This is a genomic window from Ferdinandcohnia sp. Marseille-Q9671 (genome assembly GCF_976954385.1).
This window is the reverse complement of the sequence record NZ_CDRJTA010000001.1, coordinates 1,661,511-1,680,761: the sequence shown is the minus strand read 5'-3', so window position 1 is coordinate 1,680,761 and position 19,251 is coordinate 1,661,511. Positions and strand designations below refer to the sequence as shown.

Here is a 19,251-nt window from a genome sequence, read left to right as displayed (position 1 = left end):
ACAAAGCAGAAAGGAAATTCAACTATGAAAAGCAACCGTGAGAGTATTAGATTCAAAGATATATTTAATTTCACAATTAGAAAGAAATTATATCTTACCTTTATTTTTATTATCTTGTTACCAAGTTTCACAATTGGTTTTATGTCTTACAACACTGCACAAAAAGAAATTAAGAACCAAATGCTAGCAAGTTCAACCGAAAATGTGGAACTCTTAGATAACTTCATAACAGATACCATAAAAACCAAGTTTTCGGATGTGGAGTATTTTGGATCTAGGCTAAATGCTCAGTCATTTACGGAATCAGAAGCGCCAAAAACAATTGAAACACTTACACAATATTCACTTCTTCATCCTGATGTTGTAACAGTATTTTCAGGGACAAAAGATGGACAAATGTTTTTATACCCCAATGCTACACTGCCAGATGATTTCGATCCAAGGGAAAGAGAATGGTATAAGCAGGCTGTAGCTAATTCAGGAAAAGCGATTATTACAGAACCTTATGAAGATTTGGCAACAGGGACTATGTTGGTGACAGTAGCTCAAGAGTTAAAGGATGGTTCTGGGGTAATTGGGTTAGACCTTAGTTTAGAAGCAATCCAAGACATAACAACTGGAATAAAAATTGGTGAGAATGGGTACACATTTATTTTATCTGCTCAGAAAAAGTACTTGGCAGACCCCACACAAGAAACTGGAACAGTACCTCAAGGGGAAACCTATAGCAAGTTAATCTACCAAAAAGAAAAAGGGCATCTTGCTGACGAGTTTCAAGGTAATAGGTATGAAACATCATTTGTCACGAATGAACTCACTGGCTGGAAAGTTGCTGGTGTAATGGAAGCAAATGAGATTGATGAAGCAACAAAAGGCATTTTATTTACAACATTTATTGTAGTAGCAATTTTTATTTTTATTGGACTCATTCTAGCAATAATTATTGTAAGAAGTATTACTAAACCATTGTCAATATTAGTGGACGTTACCGACAAGGTAAGTAACGGTGACCTTACTCAAACGATTCAAGTGAAAAACAATGATGAACTAGGGAAGCTAGGAAACAGTTTTAATAAGATGTTACTTTCATTGAGAGAACTAATTACTCATGTGGGTGAAAAGTCAGAGCTATTGGCTGCATCATCAGAGCAATTGTCTGCAAGCTCCGAACAAAACTCTCAGGCAACGGAACAGGTTGCAAATGCTATAACTGAAGTAGCAGCAGGTACGGACGAGCAGTTGGCGATGATGAAGGAAACAAACGAAGTTATCATAGAAATGTCAAAGGGCATTCAGCAAATCAAAGGAAATACACAGCATGTTTCCGAAACGGCAACTGAAGCAATGGGAGTCGTTTCTACTGGTGAAAAGTCGATCAAACAATCGATAGAACAAATGCAAATCATCAATGAATCGGTAGAAAATCTAGGAACGATCGTAGATACGTTAGGAAAGCGATCAGATGAAATCAATCAAATCGTGAATGTTATTTCGGAAATTGCGAGTCAAACGAATCTCTTAGCTTTAAATGCAGCAATTGAGGCAGCAAGAGCGGGAGAACACGGAAAAGGATTTGCAGTGGTGGCCGACGAGGTTAGAAAGCTAGCCGAGCAATCAGCAAAATCTACGGATACAATCCGGGAACTAATTGGTTCCATTCAAAACGATACGAAACTAGCAGTAGAGTCCATGAACAAGGGGACTGTCGAGACTGAAAAAGGAATACAAGTTGTAAATGGTGCAGGAGAATCCTTTAGACGAATTCAACAATTCGTTGATCATGTTACTTCTCAAATACAAGAAGTCTCTGCATCAATTGAACAAATGGCGGTAGGTGCTGGACAAGTGGTAGAAACTGTAGCGCAGGTTGATGAAATTTCAAGTAGAAACACTGCTCAAACACAGGACGTATCAGCAGCTACTGAAGAACAATTAGCATCGATGCAAGAAATCGCTTCTTCAGCAGCGTCATTATCTTATATGGCGGAAGAATTACAGGAGGCTGTTAAGAAGTTTAGACTCTGATTCTATTTACTTATACTAGTAAATGGAAAGAATAGAATAGTGGAAGGTGGAAGGTTGAGCCCTGTGGCTCAGCCTTTGTTTTTATTTAGAGACATTAGGGGATTTATGTGTAAAAATCACTAGCGTTGTTTTGTTAAGCTAGTGATTTTTTTCGTCGTTAGGTTAAAAGTTACAAGACGTTGACTAGTACTTTAGAACTATTTCATAGACAAATAATGACAATGCAGTTTTTTTAGTTCTTTCGACGTAAATTGTTTAAATCCCAAGAAATATAGGATTTAATGGAATTTCATAGCAAAGCAAATTTTTATAATCCCCTATTTTATTACAAAAAATCGCAAAAAGTGAATAATTTGTCGTTTTATTTAGAATTTTTTGTATTTATGAATTGATTGGACTATTGTAACATTTAAGTTGTTCCATTGGGACTAGATTTAGTAGGAAGATAGGGGGGAGAAGAAAGAATAAAGTATTATTTTTAAGCGAAGATCTCATTTGATATGGGAAAGAGAGAGGGGAATGGGCTTGTCGAAAAGAAATAAGTACTACAAAATTTTTACTAGTTTACTAATCTTTACGCTCGTATTTTCATTTTTTGCTCCAAACTTTGCATCCGCAGAAAAAACTTTATCTAAAAACATTAATGAAGACAAAAGAATATCAGTAATGAAGCAAGTAATAGAAGAACAGGAGGCTCTATTGTCTGGAGAGCCAACGATACATCCTTCCTTAGTAAACTTAGATGGCAACAAGGAAGTATCAGTTATCGTGCAACTTTCTGAAGCGCCAGTTGCACTTGAACAAGGAAAGAAAGCGGTAAAGGGTCAGTCCTTTTCTGCAGCACAAGCAGCAGATGTGAAGAAGAAAGTTGCTGCACAGCAGGCTTCATTTGAAAAAAAATTAAAAGAAGCGAAGATTGCAGGGAAAAAAGGATTCTCATATAACCAAGTATTTAATGGTATGTCTTTAACGTTACCTGCTAAAGACATTCAAAAGCTTGTTAACATTAAAGGTGTTGTACGAGTTGAACCAGATAGTGAGAGACATGCGTTAAAAGAAATTACGCCCGTTGATGGAACTGTTTCTGCAACAATGAATACAAGTACCTCTCATTTAGATATCCCAGCGATTTGGGATATGGGATATGAAGGTGAAAATGTTAAAGTAGCTGTTCTTGATACAGGAATCGATTATCACCACCCTGAGTTTGAAGGTATTTATAAAGGTGGACATAACTTTGTCTTACACGGAAGTGATTACGCTCGCGGTCGTGATGCGGATGATCCATATGAGACAACTCCTGAAGATTGGCCGGCTCATATGCCTGAATTCAATGCGAATGGTAGCTCTTTCTATACAGATCATGGAACACACGTTGCAGGTACAATCGCTGCAATTGGTGCAAATGAATACGGAATTAAAGGAATCGCGCCAAAAATTGACCTATATGCGTATCGTGTCTTAGGTGCATACGGTAGTGGGGCAACTTCTGGAATTATTGCCGCAATTGAAAAGTCAGTTGTAGAAAACATGGATATTATTAATCTATCATTAGGTGGAGGTAGTAATAGCCAAACTGCACCAGATTCAATAGCAATTAACAATGCCGTGCTAGCTGGAGTTACAGCAATAGTTGCAACAGGAAATAGTGGACCTAACCGTTCTACTATTGGTAATCCATCGTCTGCTGCTCTTGCTATTTCGGTAGGTAACTCTACTTTACCTGAAACAATTATTGAAGCTAAGATGGCAGTGGAAGCTGGCGACTTTAGTGATGAATATAACGTAGGCATGATGGGTTGGACATTTGCATCAGATCCTGAAAAAACATTATCAGGTACATATGATGTAGTAGCTGTACCAGGATATGGAGCTGCTACAGATTATAATAGTCTAGATGTAAATGGAAAGGTAGCTCTAGTGTCACGTGGAGAAATCCCGTTTGTTGAGAAAATTTATGCTGCTAAAGCTGCTGGTGCATTAGGTATCATTATACATAATAATGTTGCTGATGCTGGACCAGCTAATATCCTACTTGGAGATTCTTTTAAATTTATCCCAACATTTGATATTTCGACTTCTGACGGTGCAGCATTCAGAGAAGCTATTGCTGCAACAGAAGGAAAAGTAGGAAAAGTAACTTTCAGCAACTATGAAAAGAGTAAAACAGAGGGTGATGGAATTAACGATTCAAGTTCACGTGGGCCATCTACTCCAACCTTTGATATTAAGCCAGATGTTTCAGCACCTGGTACAAACATTATGTCATCTGTTCCTGCATACGGAAAAGACTATCCAGATGCAGATTATTCACAAAGCTATGATCGTTTTACTGGTACAAGTATGGCAACTCCGCACATTGCCGGAATAGCAGCATTAATGTTATCGAAAAATCCAGATTTGGAACCATCTGATATTAAAGTAGCGTTATCAAACACAGCAAAACAATTAGACACTAAACTATATGATGTATTTGCACAAGGTCCAGGACGTGTCCAACCATTACAGGCTATAAATGCAGAAGCATTGGCGTATGCGTTAGACAGTACAGAGTTTGAAAGTAAGGTTTACGATTACGAAAAAGGAACAGTTACATTTGGAAAAGTCGTGCCTGATCCTGAGAAAGAAACTGTCGTTACAAAACAAATTGAAGTAAGAGACCTAGTAGGAAAATCAAATGACTTTGACGTGAGTGTTGAGGTAACAAAAGCTGCTACTGGTGCACTAGCAAATGCAAAAGTAACAGTGGATAAGTCATCATTTACACTTAACGGCAAAGAAACGATTAATGTAACTTTAACAGTACCTGCAGGAGAGGATTCACCGGGTAACGAATTACTTGGATACATCCATATCGTTAGTGAAGGTACAAAGTTACTGTTACCATATGCGGCTGCATTTTCGGATGAAGGCCCTTCAGGGTTGGAATATTTCTTCCTTGATGACTATGGAATCTCACCAAACGGTGATGGAACTCTTGATGAAACAAGCTTAAATCTAGGGCTGTTAGGTGATGAGGACCTAATTACAGTTGAATTATGGGATGCAGTAAATCCTGATGGTGGAGCATTTGGTGATGGCTATCTTGGATATATGATTGCTACACCTCTGACTGCAGGATATTACACATTATCCGGAATTGATGGATCATACATTTCTTGGGAGACTGGTCAAGCTGCAGTAGCACCAGAAGGTGTGTATACAGTTGATATGCTTTCATGGGATGCAGCAACATTTACACCAGAAGCCTTCCTTGGTGATGATGGACCATTATTTATTAAAACGTCTGCACCAGATATTTCATTCGACACAGTCTTAGAAGAAATTGAAGGGTCAGAATATATCGTTAAGGGTTCAATTACCGATAAATTTATTGATTTTAAAGATACAGTTGAAGGTATGTTTGGTCTACCATATGACGTAAACGATCAATTAGAAGTTTCATATGTACTAACAAATAAGGATGGAAGCACGGTTGGTGGAGATTCAATTACCATCGAACAAGACGGTACATTTGAAATTGCGTTAACAGGCTTACAGGCTGGCGAAAATACATTGGCTCTTGCAGTTGAGGATAGCGTAGCAAACTCAGCAGAACAAGCAGTGAAATTGAATGTAAAAGAAGCTGAGCAACCAAAAGAAATTACTGTTTCATTAACACCATCCACAACTGAACAAACGGAAGGTCCAGTCACTGTAACAGTTGCTACTGACAGTGAAGAGGAACTCGTTGCAGTTAAGTGGTTAAAAGGTGAAAAAACAGCAGTTGATTTTGTAGAGGGTGGTATTGATATCAGCCTTGATCAAATGTCATTTGATGTAACTGAAAATGGAACATACACTGTGTATGCGAAGAATAGTGTAGGTGTGGAAGCAGTACAAACTATTTCAATTGAAAATATTGTTGTACCACCAGCACCAATTGCTATTGAACTAACACCATCTACAATAGAACCGACAGAAGGTCCTATCACTGTAACAGTTGCTACTGACAGTGTAGAAGAACTAGAAGCGGTAAAATGGTTAGAAGGTAGTAAGACAGTAGCTGATTTTGCAGAAGCAGGAAATGAAATTAGCCTTGAACAATTATCATTTGAGGTAGCTGCAAATGGTACGTACACTGTTTACGCTAAGAATGCAGCAGGTGTTGAAGCGGTACAAACGATTGTAGTTGATAACATTATTAAGCCAGTTAAACCAATTACAGTTGAATTAACACCTTCAACAACTGAGCCAACAGAAGGTCCAGTATCTATTACAGTTGCTACAGATAGTGAAAGTGAGCTAGTGGCAATGAAATGGCTACAAGGTGAGAAAACTGCTGAGGACTTTGTAACTGGTGGAGCAGATATCGACGCTGAGACAAAATCCTTCAATGTAGTTGAAAACGACACATATACTGTCTATGTGAAAAATCTGGATGGCGCTGAAGCGGTACAAACGATTACTGTTGAAAATATTACAGAACCGGTTGAGCCTGTTGTCGTTACTCTTACACCGTCAACAACTGAACCAACAAATGGTCCAGTTCTGATCTCAGTTGATGTGAACAGTGATGCGGTAGCAATGAAGTGGCTTGAAGGTGAACGTACAGTTGCAGACTTCCAGGAAGATGGAATGGAAATAGATCTCGAAGCTAAGTCGTTCTCTGTAGTTAAGAATGGCACGTACACGGTCTATGTGAAGAACAGCGATGGAACTGAAACTGTTCAAATTATCGAGGTAAGTAATATTGTCAAATCAGAGGACCCGAAGCCTGAAGATCCAAAACCAGAAAATCCAAAGCCGGAGAACCCAAAACCGGAAAATCCAAAACCTGAGAATCCAAAGCCAGAAAATCCGAAACCACAGGATCCAAAGCCGCAGAATCCAGGAAATTCGAATAACGATGGAAACAACAATGACAATGGTAATAAACTACCAACAACTGCAACACCAATCTATAATTACCTATTAATCGGGGCTACCCTATTATTAGCTGGACTTGGTGCATTGTTTATCCTGCGTAGAAGAAATAAAAACGTTTCACTATAAGGCATGACGAATCCTACCTTTACTAAAAGAAAATCCTAGTAAAGGTAGGGTTTTTTTTGTAATAGATATAGCTAAAACGAATATGATTCAACATATAACGTGTTGCTTAGGGTGGTTTTTATGAAGAGGAAACGAATATTTTTATATGGTGGGATTACATTAATTGTCCTCGTCCTTCTTGTATTCGGATTACAAGAAGCGAGAGTTGACCAACCTAAACAGGAAACGAATTCAATGAAAGTGGAGAGTGAGAGTGAGATGCAAGAAGGTCGCAAAAAAATAGCCAGACAAAAACTAGAACTTTTTGGAATGAACAAGTTAGAAACCTCTATTTCGAAGCAGGTAGAAAAAAATCTCATTACGATTGTATTTGACGTTCACAATAAGGGGGATAAGGATATTCACCTGCAATTTCCTTCCGCTCAGCAGTATGATTATGAAATTTATAATCAAAAAGGAGAATTAGTTCATCGCTATTCTGATGATAAAGTATTTGCACAAGTAATAAAGAATGTGTTACTTCCTGTAAATCAGTCTTTGTCATTTACAGCAACCTTACCAACATTAGAAAAAGGAGAGTATACCCTCTCGTTTTGGATAAATGCCAGAGGTCTAACGTCGTTAAAGGAAGAATTATTGTTTGAGGTAGAGTGAATTTGATAGGTAATTATTACGAAACCGGCCAAGATTTAAAAATATATACGTGAAATCAGGTTCCTAAACCTATCATTTTATAAATTAAAATAACTTGTCCGACATATACATACTATAAACAAGTGACATCCCCACCCAATTCATATAAAATGGGAAATATAAGAATAGGACAGGATGGTAAAAATATATGAAAACGGCAATTGTAACGGATAGTACAGCCTACATACCAGAGGAACTTCGTGAAAAACATAATATACATATGATACCCCTTAGTGTGGTTTTTGGTAGTGAAAGTTATCGTGAAGAAGTGGATATTACTGCAGAGGCTTTCTATGAGGAACTCCGAGCACGTAATGAATTACCGACCACTTCACAGCCACCAATCGGCGAATTTGTTGAGCTTTTTAAAAAGCTAGGGCAAGAAAATGATGCTATCATCAGTGTACACTTATCAAGCGGAATTAGCGGTACCTACCAGGGAGCTGTTACAGCGGGTGATATGGTTGAAGGTGTGAAGGTTTATGCGTTTGACTCTGAAATCAGTTGTATGGTACAAGGTTTTTATGCACTTGAAGCGGCAGAAATGGCAAGTGAAGGTAAGCCAGCGGAAGAGATTCTCGCAAGATTAGAGGAAATGAAACTGTCGATGAGAGCTTATTTTATGGTGGATGATCTTACAAATCTTCAGCGTGGAGGCCGTTTGAGCGGTGCTGCGGCTTTTGTGGGAAGCTTGCTTCAGGTGAAGCCGATTCTTCACTTTGAAGATAAAGTGATTGTTCCCTTTGAAAAAATCCGTACACGTAAAAAGGCGCTGAATCGAGTCTTTGATTTGTTCGATGAGGATGCAAGTAAAGCTGTACCAATGAGAGCAGTACTCATTCATGGTAACATCGAGGAAGAAGCAAAGGAACTTAAGGCTAAGCTTGAGAAAAAGTATCCGCACGTTGAATTTTTACTAAGCTATTTTGGACCAGTTATTGGCACACACCTTGGTGAGGGTGCAGTTGGCTTAGGGTGGTATAAGAAGTAATTTGATTGTGGCGCTGTGCTTTGGTGCGGCGCTTTTTGGCAAAAAAAAATTAGGAGTGAATTCCTAATTTCAATAACAAAATATTATTTTTGAGGATTCTCATCTTGATTATCTTCCACGGGAACTTTTCTATATTCATAACTGCTATACAAACTGAGTACAACAAAATAGAATAATAACAGAACAGTCCAAGTGGAAGAAGTAATTTGTATTCTTTCCTGAAATATAACGGCACTTGCTCCGAAGAGTAAAATTGAACCAATGCAAAGCAACAATCCGTGCTTAATAATCCACTTCATCATGTCATTCCCTACCTTTCCATACTATCATTGTCCCCAAATTTAGGTTTATTAAACAAAAAAGTGGAGGTCTTTTATGCGTTTTTTACTAGAAAAAAACATACTACTACCTGAGTTTTTACTGGATAAGAAGTTTTCTAAGCTTCAACGAATATCCGATTTTGGATCTATTATTCCTCAACTATTAAACCCCGCATTTGATTACTCCCATGAACTCCAACAAACACTCCTTGGCAAACAACTCCTACTAGAAGAACTCTCTTTTCCATTAGAAGAATTACATAGGCACTATGTAAATGGTTATTTGGAATATAGAAAATGTATAACGAAGACCGAGGGCGTCTATTCGTGTGTTAGATGTGGGAACATGGATCAAAAGCTTTTTTCGTCGTTTGATTGTGCGCGCTGTAAGCAGGAATGTACGTATTGCAGGAAATGTATCAACATGGGAAGAATGAGTGAATGTACTGTATTGGTAAGCTGGAGTGGGCCAAGTACTGTGGTAAATATACCAGAGAAACCACTTGTGTGGGAGGGGACTCTTTCGCCTGGGCAGCAAAGAGCGTCGACCGAGCTAATTAATGCCGTTCGTTCAGTTGACGAACTCTTAATTTGGGCTGTGTGTGGAGCGGGGAAAACAGAAATCCTTTTTGAAGGGATTGAAGTTGCACTTACGTCTGGGAAGAATGTTTGTATTGCGACTCCTCGGACTGATGTTGTAATTGAGCTTGCCCCTCGGATTAAGGCCGCATTTCCGCATGTTGATGTGATTGCCTTATATGGAGGAAGTGAGGACCGTAACAAGACAGCCCCCATCACACTTGCCACTACCCACCAGCTCCTCCGTTACTACAAAGCCTTTGACATGATTATCATTGATGAGGTCGATGCATTTCCCTACTCCGTTGAACCAATGCTCCAGTTTGCTGTTACCCAAGCCAAAAAGGATATCTCCTCAAGCATCTATCTCACCGCAACTCCCAATCAATCGTGGAAAAAGGAAATACAGGATGGGAAACGAAAAGCTGTGACCATTCCTGCGAGGTACCATCGTCATGCATTGCCTGTTCCAACCTTTATTTGGTGTGGGAATTGGCAGAAAGGCATGAAAAAGAAGAGACTTCCAGGGAATGTACTAGCTTGGATTAAGGAGCACTTGGAGAACGGAAAACAGGCATTTCTGTTTGTTCCTAGGATAACTTATCTTGAAAGCATCGTTGAAATCTTGCAGAGTCTCGATTCTCGAATTGAAGGGGTACATGCGGAGGATTCGGAGCGGAAGGATAAGGTCGCGAGGTTCCGAACAGGAGATATCCCAATCCTAGTAACAACTACAATTCTGGAAAGAGGCGTAACTGTTCCGAATATTGATGTTGCTGTCTTAGGCGCGGAGGATAAGATTTTTACCGAGAGTGCTCTGGTGCAAATTTCTGGTAGGGTTGGCCGTAGCGCCCAGTTTCCAACTGGTGACATCTTATTTTTTCATTACGGGAGAACGAGGGAAATGCTTAAGGCAAAAAGACATATCGAAAACATGAATAAAGAAGCCATACAAAATGGGTTCATTGATTGATTTCAGAGTTGCTTTTTATTATGATAAAGGTAGACAAATTAGGTGGTGAAGTTCTCTATGAAAAAGGTTGTTTATTCACTTGCACTTCTATTAATCATCAGTGGAGTTTCATTAACAGGTTACTCAATTTTTCAAATATGGGATTCCAATCAATCTCAAAAAGAAGCACTCGTACAAGCGGAAGAGCTAATTTCCACTCCATCTGAAGAAATTGTGGAGGAAATTGTGATTCCTACCTACGAAAAGGGTGAAGCAATGGGAGTCTTAGAAGTTCCAAAGCTAGGAGAAAAGATGCCTATTATCGAAGGAACAGATGAAGAGGAGCTCGCAAAGGGTGTTGGGCATTATTTAGGTACGGCATTGCCGAGCCAGAATGATCAAATTGTTTTATCTGGCCACAGAGACACCTTGTTCAAACGCTTTGATGAGCTGGAAATTGGTGACGAATTTGTTGTGAAACTAGAGTATGGCGAGTTTACCTATGAAATTGTAGACACGAAAATCGTGGATGCTGACGACCGGACAATCATTAAATCGACTGCACCAGAAGAAGAGCTTGTCGTAACAACTTGTTACCCATTCGGATACCTTGGGGACGCACCACATCGTTTTATCTTTTATGGGAAAAAGGTAGAAAATTAACACCTGGTATTGGTGTTAATTTTTTTATTAGTAAAAAGTTTACAAAAATTTACACTATATGTCATAATAGATTTTAAAAGAGTACTGGAGAGTTGGTCATGAAGGTTTTTAATGCAATGGAGCCGTTAGTAGCTGAAGCGTTACTTAAGAATTGGTCTGATATTAATATGCCTTGTAAATGTGCGCAGTGTAAAAACGATGTATTCGCCATAACGTTAAATTCAATGAATCCTCGTTATGTATCCAAGGACAATGGCATGGCATATGTGAAAGCGCAATACTTCGATAAACAAATGATGGCCAACATCTATGTGAAAATTGGGGAAGCTGTAAAGAAGGTTGCAGAAAATCCTCAATGTGAAAATTTCATAAGGAGATGAGATATGTCTATATGTTTGGTGTGTCACAATTATTTTGAAGAAGTGGACTCTTGGTCAACACTATTTTCAATGGTTGAACCAGATCCACTTTGCTCGACCTGTAGTGAAAAGTTTGTAAAAATTAATGGTGAGCTTTGTGAAATTTGTGGACGTCCATTTTCGGAGTTGGCCGATGAGTATCGCAAGGGAAACCTCTGTTATGACTGCATACGATGGGAAAAAGACCCGAGATGGCGTGGAGTGCTCACAAAGAATCGATCCATTTACCTCTACAATGATTTTGCAAAAGATGTTATCTCCCTCTACAAATTCCGCGGTGATTTTGTTATTTCTTCAATTTTTAAAACTCACCTGAAAAAAGCTTTCAAAATGTATTTTACTTCCATATTTATGATTATTCCAATTCCATTAAGTGAAGAGCGTTTGTATGAACGTGGGTTTAACCAGGCAAGTGCACTCGCGGGGTTATTAGGTTTACCTGTAAATGAGGTATTAGCAAGAATCCACCTTGAGAAGCAATCCAAGAAAAGTCGGGACGAACGGATCTCGAGTGAAAATGTGTTTCGTGTCGTAGAGTCTGTTCAGGATAAAGATATTTTATTAGTGGATGATATTTATACAACTGGTTCTACTCTACGGCAAGCGGGTGAAGTATTGCTTAAGGCTGGAGCTAAATCAGTATCCAGTTTAACGTTGATGAGGGGATAGTTATTTCCAAAAAACTGTCACTATAAAATTCCGATAAAACACCGATATAATAGATAGAAAAAGGTGTTTTAAGGAGAGTTAGCAATGGGAGAATTAATGAATTGTCCAAACTGTGGCAGTCTATTTGTGAAAACGAATATCCGTGATGTATGTGAAACCTGCTATAAGGAAGAGGACAAAGCATTTCAAACGGTTTATACATTTATACGTAAAAAGGAAAATCGCACCGCGACCATCATCGAGACATCAGAGGGGACAGGCGTTGACGAGGAAGTTATCATTAAATTCATTAAGACAGGACGTTTGAAGCTTGCGCAGTTTCCTAACCTTGGATATCCTTGTCAAAAGTGTAGCACCCTAATTCGTGAAGGAACCTTATGTGGCGACTGTACAAAAGAACTTCGCAGTGAATTATCGATCTTTGAAAAAGAGGAAGAGCGTAAAAGAGAATTGAGAGAACGTAAAAAAGGGACGTATTTTGCATAGAAAAAAAGACTAAACTTTTACGTGTTGCGGCCGATAATAAAGATAAAGGCGTAAAGCTCGGATAGAAAGCGAGGATTTACAATGAAAATTAATCCATTCGGACCGGTAGGAATTAACCCGTATAAAAATCAAATGAACAAAGTAGCAGCAACAGAAAAACAAACCAAAGCAGACAAGGTTGAGATTTCTTCAGCTGCAAAACAATTACAGGAAACATCGCCAATTACGATTGAGCGTCAACAAAAGGTAGAAGCGTTAAAACAACAAGTCCAAAACGGTACCTATAAGGTGAACACCGAGGACGTTGCAAAAAGCGTGTATGATTTTTATTTTAAAAAATAATGAGAACGGAGGGTCATTATGTCATCTGAAAGCTTAGTTACGTTACTCAAAAAAATACTTACTTTACATCAAAAATTATATAAGCTTTCTGAGCGAAAAACAGACATTCTGAAAAAAGGCGACATTGATGCCCTCAGTGAACAAATGAAAGAAGAACAAAAATATATACTAGCAATTAGGCAATTGGAAAATGAGCGAATTTCAGTCGTCGATAAAATTCTCGGACCACGTGTAGGAGAGAAGACGTTATCAAAATGTATCGAAATGACGAATGAACCAGTTCGTACGGAGCTAGAAGGATTGCATAAAGAATTGGTTAGAGTTGTCCACGAACTAAAAGTAATAAATGAATTAAGTCAGGAGCTCACACATCTGTCACTACAATATGTAAATATGTCGTTGGATATGCTTCTTCCACAGGAACAATCAGTAAACTACGCAAACCCTGCAGGAACAAAAGAGAAAAAGCAAAGTCGCCCGATGTTTGATTCGAAGGCGTAACGGAGGATGGAAAAATGGTATCAACCTTTCATGGATTAGAAACAGCACGTCGAGGTATGCTTACCCAGCAAAGTGCACTATATACAACTGGACATAATATTGCGAATGCAAATACTCCTGGATATTCACGACAACGTGTTAATTTTACCCAGTCAAATCCATTTCCATCTCCTGGCTTAAATGCTGAAAGAATGCCTGGACAACTTGGTACAGGTGTAGAGGCAGGTACGATTCAACGTGTGCGTGAAAGCTTTTTGGATGTTCAATTTCGCGGAGAACAAACGAAAACAAGTTATTGGGACACACGAGCGACTGCATTAGGTAAGATGGAAGAAATCATGAACGAGCCGTCTGAAACAGGTTTAGCAAATACAATGAACCAATTTTGGCAATCACTACAGGATTTAGCTGCAAACCCAGAAGACCAAGGGGCACGTTCGGTAGTGCGTCAACGTGGTGAGATGGTAGCAAATACGTTCAATTACCTATCAAACTCGTTAACTGCAATCAAAGATGATTTTGGTAAACAAATCAGTGTAACTGTTAAAACAGTAAACTCACTTTCTGACCAAATCAGTAAAATTAACAAACAAATTTCTGAGATTGAACCAGTAGGATATCTTCCAAACGATTTATATGACGAACGTGATCGCTTAATCGATGAACTGTCAAAATTTGTAGAGATTAAAGTTCATCCTCCAAGAAATAGTGGTGGGGATTCACTCCCAGTTGCTGAGGGGATATTGGATATCTCGATTGTTGGTCCAAATGGAGCCGAGTCAAAATTGATTGAAGGAAGTACATTTAAAAAGATTTCAGTAGATCCTGCCAATGACTCTGATAATGATGGGGTTAAGGACCAGCCAACAGGTGCTGTTACTGGGCTTCAACTAGATGGACAGGCTATTTCCTTTATCCCGAGCGGGGAGATGAAGGGATTAATCGAGTCTTATGGGTATATGGAGAATGGTGAGGAAAAAGGAATCTATTCAAAAATGCTAGATGATTTGGATAAAATGGCGTATTCATTCGCCACTCAGTTTAACAATGTGCATAAAGAAGGGTATACATTGAAAACATCAACTGAGGCTAGTGTTGCAGGTGGAGATTTCTTCAAACCATTTACCAATGGTTATAAAAATGCAGCTGCTACAATGGGTGTTTCTTCTAACATTAAAAATCTAAGTCATATTGCCGTTTCAACGATTCAAGGTGAATCTGGAAATGGCTACAATGCTACGAATCTAGCAAATGTGAAAAATGCTGATTTTGGTACATTGGCTGGCGGCTTTCCGATTGAAGCGGGTAGTATCCAATCCTTCTATGAATCTCTCATCGGTTCAATGGGGGTAGATTCACAGGAAGCGATTCGTATGTCTGATAATGCTGTGGTATTGAAGGATGCAGTAGACAATCGCCGTCAATCCGTCAGTGCAGTTTCTTTAGATGAAGAAATGACAAATATGATTAAATTCCAGCACGCTTATAATGGTTCAGCAAGAATGATAACAGTACTTGATGAAATGCTTGATAAAGTCATTAACGGACTCGGTACTGGTGGAAGGTAGGTGTAAAAAATGCGCGTAACACAATCCATGCTCTCAAATAACATGTTACGAAATTTAAGTAGTAGCTACGAACGATTAGGGAAATATCAGGATCAATTAAATACACAAAAGAAGATTACAAAGCCATCTGATGATCCAGTTATTGCGATCAAGGGAATGCGCTATCGGACAGACTTGAATGAAATTGAGCAGTACCAGCGTAACCTATCAGAAGCATACACATGGATGGAGTCGTCAGATGATGCGATGGATAAAATGACTCAAGCACTTCAACGTGTGAGGGAATTGACTGTTCAAGCGAGTACTGGGACAAATGGAGCAGATGAAAAGAAAAGTATCGCAATAGAAGTTGAACAATTAAAAGAGCATATTGCTACTATCGCGAATACAAAGGTCGGGAATAAGTATTTATTTAATGGGACCAATACTACGGATAAACCAGTAGACCTAGATGCAAATCAGATACCAACCGTTAGCAATGATGTTTTGCTTGAGGTTTCAAAAGGCGTTTATATGAATGTCAATGTGAAATCTACTGACCTGCTAAAGGGCAGTAATGCTAATGACCTTTTCACAGAACTTACTAATCTAGTGAATGATCTTAATTCTGATGGTGATATTGGTAATTACCTCGATACATTAGATTCTCATATTTCGAATGTAGTGGGAGTGCGTGCAGACTTAGGCGCAAGATATAATCGGATAGAATTAATTGATGATAGACTTAGCTCGCAGGAAGTAATTGCGACGAAAATTATTTCTGAAAATGAAGACGCTGAGATGGAAAAGGTCATCATTGGCCTAACAACAGCCGAAGCTGTACACCGTGCAGCACTTGGGGTTGGATCTAAAATAATTCAACCAACACTTATGGACTTTTTACGTTAAGCTATCTTAAATTAAGATAGCTTTTTTGATAGAGGTGAAGACATGAAGTTAGCTCAAATTCGTTTAGAATCCCAATATGCTAAGATTGGGATCCAAACAACGAAGCCAATTCAGGAAATACAACAACCTCAGGCAGAACTCACAATTGAACAGCCAAAGGCAGAGATGGCAATTGAAACTACGCCAGGAAAATTAACAATTGATCAGACTGAGGCATGGGCAGATATGGATTTAAAACATGTTTCACGCCGTATTGCCGAAGCTGCGGATAAAGGCTATCAAGATTCACTCGAAGGAATTGCCAGGCGAGCCCAAGAAGGTAGCGAGTTAATGAGAATTGAGAATGGTGGGAGTCCTATTACGCAAATTGCAAAGAGAAACAGTGAAGGACCGGAGCCGCAATTTAATATTGGATGGATACCGTCCCATTTTAGTGTTAAGACTAATTATGTCCCTGCAAAGGTTGATATTCAGGTGAAGACAAACAAACCTGTTATAAATTCCAGTGTAAATAAACCAATCCATGATTATACACCAGGGAAAGTCGATGTTGGTCTTGAACAAAGACAGTCTTTGAAAATTGATTTTACTAATCTAAAGTATATCGGTGTAAACTACGAGCAAGAGATATAAGAATAAGGTTGTGATGATATGAAAATAGATACGAAATACCATGGTGATGTACATATAGAGGAAACAGAAATTATTACATTTACGAATGGAATACCTGGCTTTCTAGAAGAAAGGAAATTTGTATTTCTTCCTTTTGAAGAGGATACTTTTATATCTGTGATGCAGTCAGTAGGCAATCCAGGGTTAGCATTTGTAGTAACAAACCCGTTTTTCTTCTTTAAAGAGTATGAATTTACTCTCGATGACCAAACTGTTGAACAGCTCGAGCTCGAATCTGAAGAGGATGTAACTGTCTATGTAATTCTAACCGTTCAGGATCCGTTTGAAAAAACAACAGCAAATCTACAAGCTCCAATAGTATTAAATAACAAAAAACAACTTGGAAAACAGGCTATCTTAACGAATACAAATTACCAAACAAAACATGTAATCTTTGAAAAAGTAACTGCGAAATAGGAGGTGGGAGAATGCTTGTTTTAACCAGAAAGCTCAATGAGTCCATTAAAATTGGAGATGACATTGAGGTTACCATTTTATCCTTAAGTGGAGAGCAAATTAAGATTGGGATTGATGCACCTCGACATATTGAAATCCATCGAAAAGAAGTTTTTCTAGATATCCAAAATGAAAATAACCAAGCCTCCCAAACCTCGATCGACTTGCTGAAGCAATTGAATATCAATTATAAAAATACCCGTTAATTAAAGATATCGGGTATTTTTCTTTTCCTAAAAATTTTGTAGAAATTAATCTAAAAACTATTAAACATTTAAAAAACATGTCGATAATAAGTATGTAAAGCAGATGAGTATAAAAGACGGCCGACTTTCGTACTATTTGCAAAAATATTAAATTCCACAAGGACGTGGGATAACAAACATTCAAGGAGGAAATAGAAAATGAGAATTAATCACAATATTGCGGCGTTAAATACACACCGTCAATTAACTAGTGCTTCAAATGCACAATCAAATTCAATGGAAAAGTTAGCGTCAGGACTTCGTATTAATAAAGCAGGGGATGACGCTGCTGGACTAGCTATTTCTGAAAAAATGCGTGGGCAAATTCGTGGTTTGGATCAAGCATCTCGTAACGCTCAGGATGGTATCTCTTTAATACAAACTGCTGAAGGTGCATTAAACGAAACACATGATATCTTACAACGTATGCGTGAGTTAGCGGTACAATCGTCCAATGATACTTCAACATCAACTGATCGTACTGAAATACAAAAAGAAGTAGACCAACTTGCTGAAGAGCTTACAAGAATTTCAAACACAACGGAGTTTAATACAAAGAATCTGTTAGGTGGTGGACATAACTCAACATTCCAAATCGGGGCAAACTCTGGTCAAAATATGTCCATATCAATTAAAGCTATGGATGCATTTTCTTTAGGGGTGGCTTCAAATGCGACAACTGCTGATGTTAGTTCAGCAACTGGAATTAATGGTGCAGAAGTAGTTGGAACTCCTGGTACACTTCTAGCTGATGGAGCATCAATTACTATTAGTGCTCAACAAAAAGCGGACGTTCAATCCTCTTTTTCTATAGATGGAGTTAAAATTTCTTCGGTTGATGGTGGTGCTTATCAAGACGACTTATGGAATGGTAAGGATATCGAGATTGTGCAGGCTACTGGAGCTAGCGCATCCTCAACAGCTAATATTAATTCCTCTACCGGAAAACTTACTATTACAGTTGGTACAGGAACTGATAGTGGATCATTAGCTACAGACGCAACTACTTTAGCTTCTCAAATTAACACGGCTTTAACGGCAGCTTCGTTAAGTACTGGATTTACTGCTGCCTCTGATACTTCAACAACTTTTACAGGTGGAGTTGCTACAACAGGTACGTTTGCTAGTGGTGCTGATAATAGCAATATAATAACTGTAACAGCTTCAAGTGGAACGGATTCTGCAACAACAGATGTTTCAAAAACTGCAACTTCTGTTTCCTTTACAGATTCTAAATTTAGTGGTTTAACATTTGACAAAAGTGCGTCTGTTAATACAACGTTAGCAGGGACAATCAGTATTGATAGTAGTGCATCTAATGCAGCAGTTACTAATAATGGAAAGGTAGTAACTGAAGCAGTTGCGGCTAAAGGGATTTCTGTGAGTTCACAGTCTGATGCTGATGCAGCAATTACTACAATTAATAATGCAATTGAAACTGTGTCATCTGAACGTTCTAAGCTCGGTGCTTTCCAAAATCGATTAGAACACACAATTAACAACTTAGGTACATCTGCAGAAAATTTAACTGCAGCTGAATCTCGAATCCGTGATGTAGATATGGCTAAAGAGATGATGAATCAGACAAAAAATTCTATTCTTTCTCAGGCTGCGCAGGCAATGCTCGCACAAGCAAATCAACAACCACAAGGGGTTTTACAGTTGCTTAGATAATTAAAGGCGTAAGTTAATTGGTAATAATTCCTTCTAGTAACATAAATTATGTTACTAGAAGGATTTTTTATTTA

The 19,251-nt window shown here is 38.5% G+C and carries 18 protein-coding genes; 17 read left to right on the top strand and 1 reads right to left on the bottom strand.

What is annotated here, in order from left to right:
- The first annotated feature begins 24 nt into the window (after window positions 1-24).
- The 4 genes from ACWNMY_RS08615 (at window position 25) to ACWNMY_RS08600 (ending at window position 8,743) form a co-directional block, all read left to right on the top strand.
- Window positions 25-2,025, top strand: a complete 2,001-nt coding sequence (locus ACWNMY_RS08615) for a methyl-accepting chemotaxis protein (RefSeq protein WP_449537820.1) — start codon at window positions 25-27, stop codon at window positions 2,023-2,025.
- Window positions 2,026-2,550: 525 nt separating this feature from the next.
- A complete protein-coding gene (locus ACWNMY_RS08610; protein ID WP_449537819.1) occupies window positions 2,551-7,059 on the top strand; it encodes a S8 family serine peptidase in 4,509 nt (1,502 codons plus the stop codon).
- Between the two features lie 120 nt (window positions 7,060-7,179).
- Window positions 7,180-7,713 (top strand): BsuPI-related putative proteinase inhibitor, encoded by a 534-nt coding sequence (locus ACWNMY_RS08605; protein WP_449537818.1) that lies wholly within the window; start codon window positions 7,180-7,182, stop codon window positions 7,711-7,713.
- 187 nt (window positions 7,714-7,900) lie between these two features.
- The gene (locus tag ACWNMY_RS08600) at window positions 7,901-8,743 is read left to right on the top strand and encodes a DegV family protein (RefSeq protein ID WP_449537817.1); all 843 of its coding nucleotides are present in this window, start codon (window positions 7,901-7,903) and stop codon (window positions 8,741-8,743) included.
- 83 nt (window positions 8,744-8,826) lie between these two features.
- Here ACWNMY_RS08600 and ACWNMY_RS08595 read toward each other — a convergent pair whose 3' ends face one another.
- Window positions 8,827-9,045 (bottom strand): hypothetical protein, encoded by a 219-nt coding sequence (locus ACWNMY_RS08595; RefSeq protein ID WP_449537816.1) that lies wholly within the window; start codon window positions 9,043-9,045, stop codon window positions 8,827-8,829.
- A gap of 73 nt (window positions 9,046-9,118) precedes the next feature.
- On the opposite strand from ACWNMY_RS08595, the gene ACWNMY_RS08590 reads away from it, so the two are divergent.
- From ACWNMY_RS08590 to ACWNMY_RS08530, 13 genes are all read left to right on the top strand, one after another.
- The gene (locus ACWNMY_RS08590; protein WP_449537815.1) at window positions 9,119-10,615 is read left to right on the top strand and encodes a DEAD/DEAH box helicase; all 1,497 of its coding nucleotides are present in this window, start codon (window positions 9,119-9,121) and stop codon (window positions 10,613-10,615) included.
- 57 nt (window positions 10,616-10,672) lie between these two features.
- Window positions 10,673-11,257 carry a class D sortase gene (locus ACWNMY_RS08585; protein ID WP_449537814.1) on the top strand — a complete coding sequence of 195 codons (585 nt, stop codon included), beginning with the start codon at window positions 10,673-10,675 and terminating at the stop codon, window positions 11,255-11,257.
- Window positions 11,258-11,355: 98 nt separating this feature from the next.
- Window positions 11,356-11,637, top strand: coding sequence for a late competence development ComFB family protein (locus ACWNMY_RS08580; RefSeq protein WP_449537813.1), 282 nt, complete (start codon window positions 11,356-11,358; stop codon window positions 11,635-11,637).
- A 3-nt stretch (window positions 11,638-11,640) separates the two neighbouring features.
- A complete protein-coding gene (locus tag ACWNMY_RS08575; RefSeq protein ID WP_449537812.1) occupies window positions 11,641-12,345 on the top strand; it encodes a phosphoribosyltransferase family protein in 705 nt (234 codons plus the stop codon).
- 84 nt (window positions 12,346-12,429) lie between these two features.
- Window positions 12,430-12,831 carry a TIGR03826 family flagellar region protein gene (locus ACWNMY_RS08570; RefSeq protein ID WP_449537811.1) on the top strand — a complete coding sequence of 134 codons (402 nt, stop codon included), beginning with the start codon at window positions 12,430-12,432 and terminating at the stop codon, window positions 12,829-12,831.
- A gap of 81 nt (window positions 12,832-12,912) precedes the next feature.
- Window positions 12,913-13,173 carry a flagellar biosynthesis anti-sigma factor FlgM gene (gene flgM, locus ACWNMY_RS08565; RefSeq protein ID WP_449537810.1) on the top strand — a complete coding sequence of 87 codons (261 nt, stop codon included), beginning with the start codon at window positions 12,913-12,915 and terminating at the stop codon, window positions 13,171-13,173.
- An 18-nt stretch (window positions 13,174-13,191) separates the two neighbouring features.
- On the top strand, window positions 13,192-13,674 hold the full coding sequence (locus ACWNMY_RS08560; RefSeq protein ID WP_449537809.1) for a flagellar protein FlgN: 483 nt from the start codon (window positions 13,192-13,194) through the stop codon (window positions 13,672-13,674).
- Between the two features lie 14 nt (window positions 13,675-13,688).
- The gene (flgK, locus tag ACWNMY_RS08555; RefSeq protein WP_449537808.1) at window positions 13,689-15,242 is read left to right on the top strand and encodes a flagellar hook-associated protein FlgK; all 1,554 of its coding nucleotides are present in this window, start codon (window positions 13,689-13,691) and stop codon (window positions 15,240-15,242) included.
- A 9-nt stretch (window positions 15,243-15,251) separates the two neighbouring features.
- Window positions 15,252-16,130, top strand: a complete 879-nt coding sequence (gene flgL, locus ACWNMY_RS08550; RefSeq protein ID WP_449537807.1) for a flagellar hook-associated protein FlgL — start codon at window positions 15,252-15,254, stop codon at window positions 16,128-16,130.
- Between the two features lie 42 nt (window positions 16,131-16,172).
- Window positions 16,173-16,763, top strand: a complete 591-nt coding sequence (locus ACWNMY_RS08545; protein WP_449537806.1) for a DUF6470 family protein — start codon at window positions 16,173-16,175, stop codon at window positions 16,761-16,763.
- Window positions 16,764-16,781: 18 nt separating this feature from the next.
- The gene (gene fliW, locus ACWNMY_RS08540; protein WP_449537805.1) at window positions 16,782-17,219 is read left to right on the top strand and encodes a flagellar assembly protein FliW; all 438 of its coding nucleotides are present in this window, start codon (window positions 16,782-16,784) and stop codon (window positions 17,217-17,219) included.
- Window positions 17,220-17,230: 11 nt separating this feature from the next.
- Window positions 17,231-17,464 (top strand): carbon storage regulator CsrA, encoded by a 234-nt coding sequence (csrA, locus tag ACWNMY_RS08535; protein WP_449537804.1) that lies wholly within the window; start codon window positions 17,231-17,233, stop codon window positions 17,462-17,464.
- A gap of 198 nt (window positions 17,465-17,662) precedes the next feature.
- Window positions 17,663-19,177: a flagellin N-terminal helical domain-containing protein gene (locus ACWNMY_RS08530; protein ID WP_449537803.1), complete on the top strand. Its 1,515-nt coding sequence runs from the start codon at window positions 17,663-17,665 to the stop codon at window positions 19,175-19,177.
- The last annotated feature ends 74 nt before the right edge of the window (window positions 19,178-19,251 follow it).

What these genes read in the sequence shown, in the direction of transcription:
- ACWNMY_RS08615 (WP_449537820.1), top strand. Translation starts at nt 25, where the DNA reads ATGAAAAGCAACCGTGAGAGTATTAGATTCAAAGATATATTTAATTTC.
- ACWNMY_RS08605 (WP_449537818.1), top strand. Translation starts at nt 7,180, where the DNA reads ATGAAGAGGAAACGAATATTTTTATATGGTGGGATTACATTAATTGTC.
- ACWNMY_RS08600 (WP_449537817.1), top strand. Translation starts at nt 7,901, where the DNA reads ATGAAAACGGCAATTGTAACGGATAGTACAGCCTACATACCAGAGGAA.
- ACWNMY_RS08595 (WP_449537816.1), bottom strand. Translation starts at nt 9,045, where the DNA reads ATGATGAAGTGGATTATTAAGCACGGATTGTTGCTTTGCATTGGTTCA.
- ACWNMY_RS08590 (WP_449537815.1), top strand. Translation starts at nt 9,119, where the DNA reads ATGCGTTTTTTACTAGAAAAAAACATACTACTACCTGAGTTTTTACTG.
- ACWNMY_RS08585 (WP_449537814.1), top strand. Translation starts at nt 10,673, where the DNA reads ATGAAAAAGGTTGTTTATTCACTTGCACTTCTATTAATCATCAGTGGA.
- ACWNMY_RS08580 (WP_449537813.1), top strand. Translation starts at nt 11,356, where the DNA reads ATGAAGGTTTTTAATGCAATGGAGCCGTTAGTAGCTGAAGCGTTACTT.
- ACWNMY_RS08575 (WP_449537812.1), top strand. Translation starts at nt 11,641, where the DNA reads ATGTCTATATGTTTGGTGTGTCACAATTATTTTGAAGAAGTGGACTCT.
- ACWNMY_RS08570 (WP_449537811.1), top strand. Translation starts at nt 12,430, where the DNA reads ATGGGAGAATTAATGAATTGTCCAAACTGTGGCAGTCTATTTGTGAAA.
- flgM (WP_449537810.1), top strand. Translation starts at nt 12,913, where the DNA reads ATGAAAATTAATCCATTCGGACCGGTAGGAATTAACCCGTATAAAAAT.
- ACWNMY_RS08560 (WP_449537809.1), top strand. Translation starts at nt 13,192, where the DNA reads ATGTCATCTGAAAGCTTAGTTACGTTACTCAAAAAAATACTTACTTTA.
- flgK (WP_449537808.1), top strand. Translation starts at nt 13,689, where the DNA reads ATGGTATCAACCTTTCATGGATTAGAAACAGCACGTCGAGGTATGCTT.
- flgL (WP_449537807.1), top strand. Translation starts at nt 15,252, where the DNA reads ATGCGCGTAACACAATCCATGCTCTCAAATAACATGTTACGAAATTTA.
- ACWNMY_RS08545 (WP_449537806.1), top strand. Translation starts at nt 16,173, where the DNA reads ATGAAGTTAGCTCAAATTCGTTTAGAATCCCAATATGCTAAGATTGGG.
- fliW (WP_449537805.1), top strand. Translation starts at nt 16,782, where the DNA reads ATGAAAATAGATACGAAATACCATGGTGATGTACATATAGAGGAAACA.
- csrA (WP_449537804.1), top strand. Translation starts at nt 17,231, where the DNA reads ATGCTTGTTTTAACCAGAAAGCTCAATGAGTCCATTAAAATTGGAGAT.
- ACWNMY_RS08530 (WP_449537803.1), top strand. Translation starts at nt 17,663, where the DNA reads ATGAGAATTAATCACAATATTGCGGCGTTAAATACACACCGTCAATTA.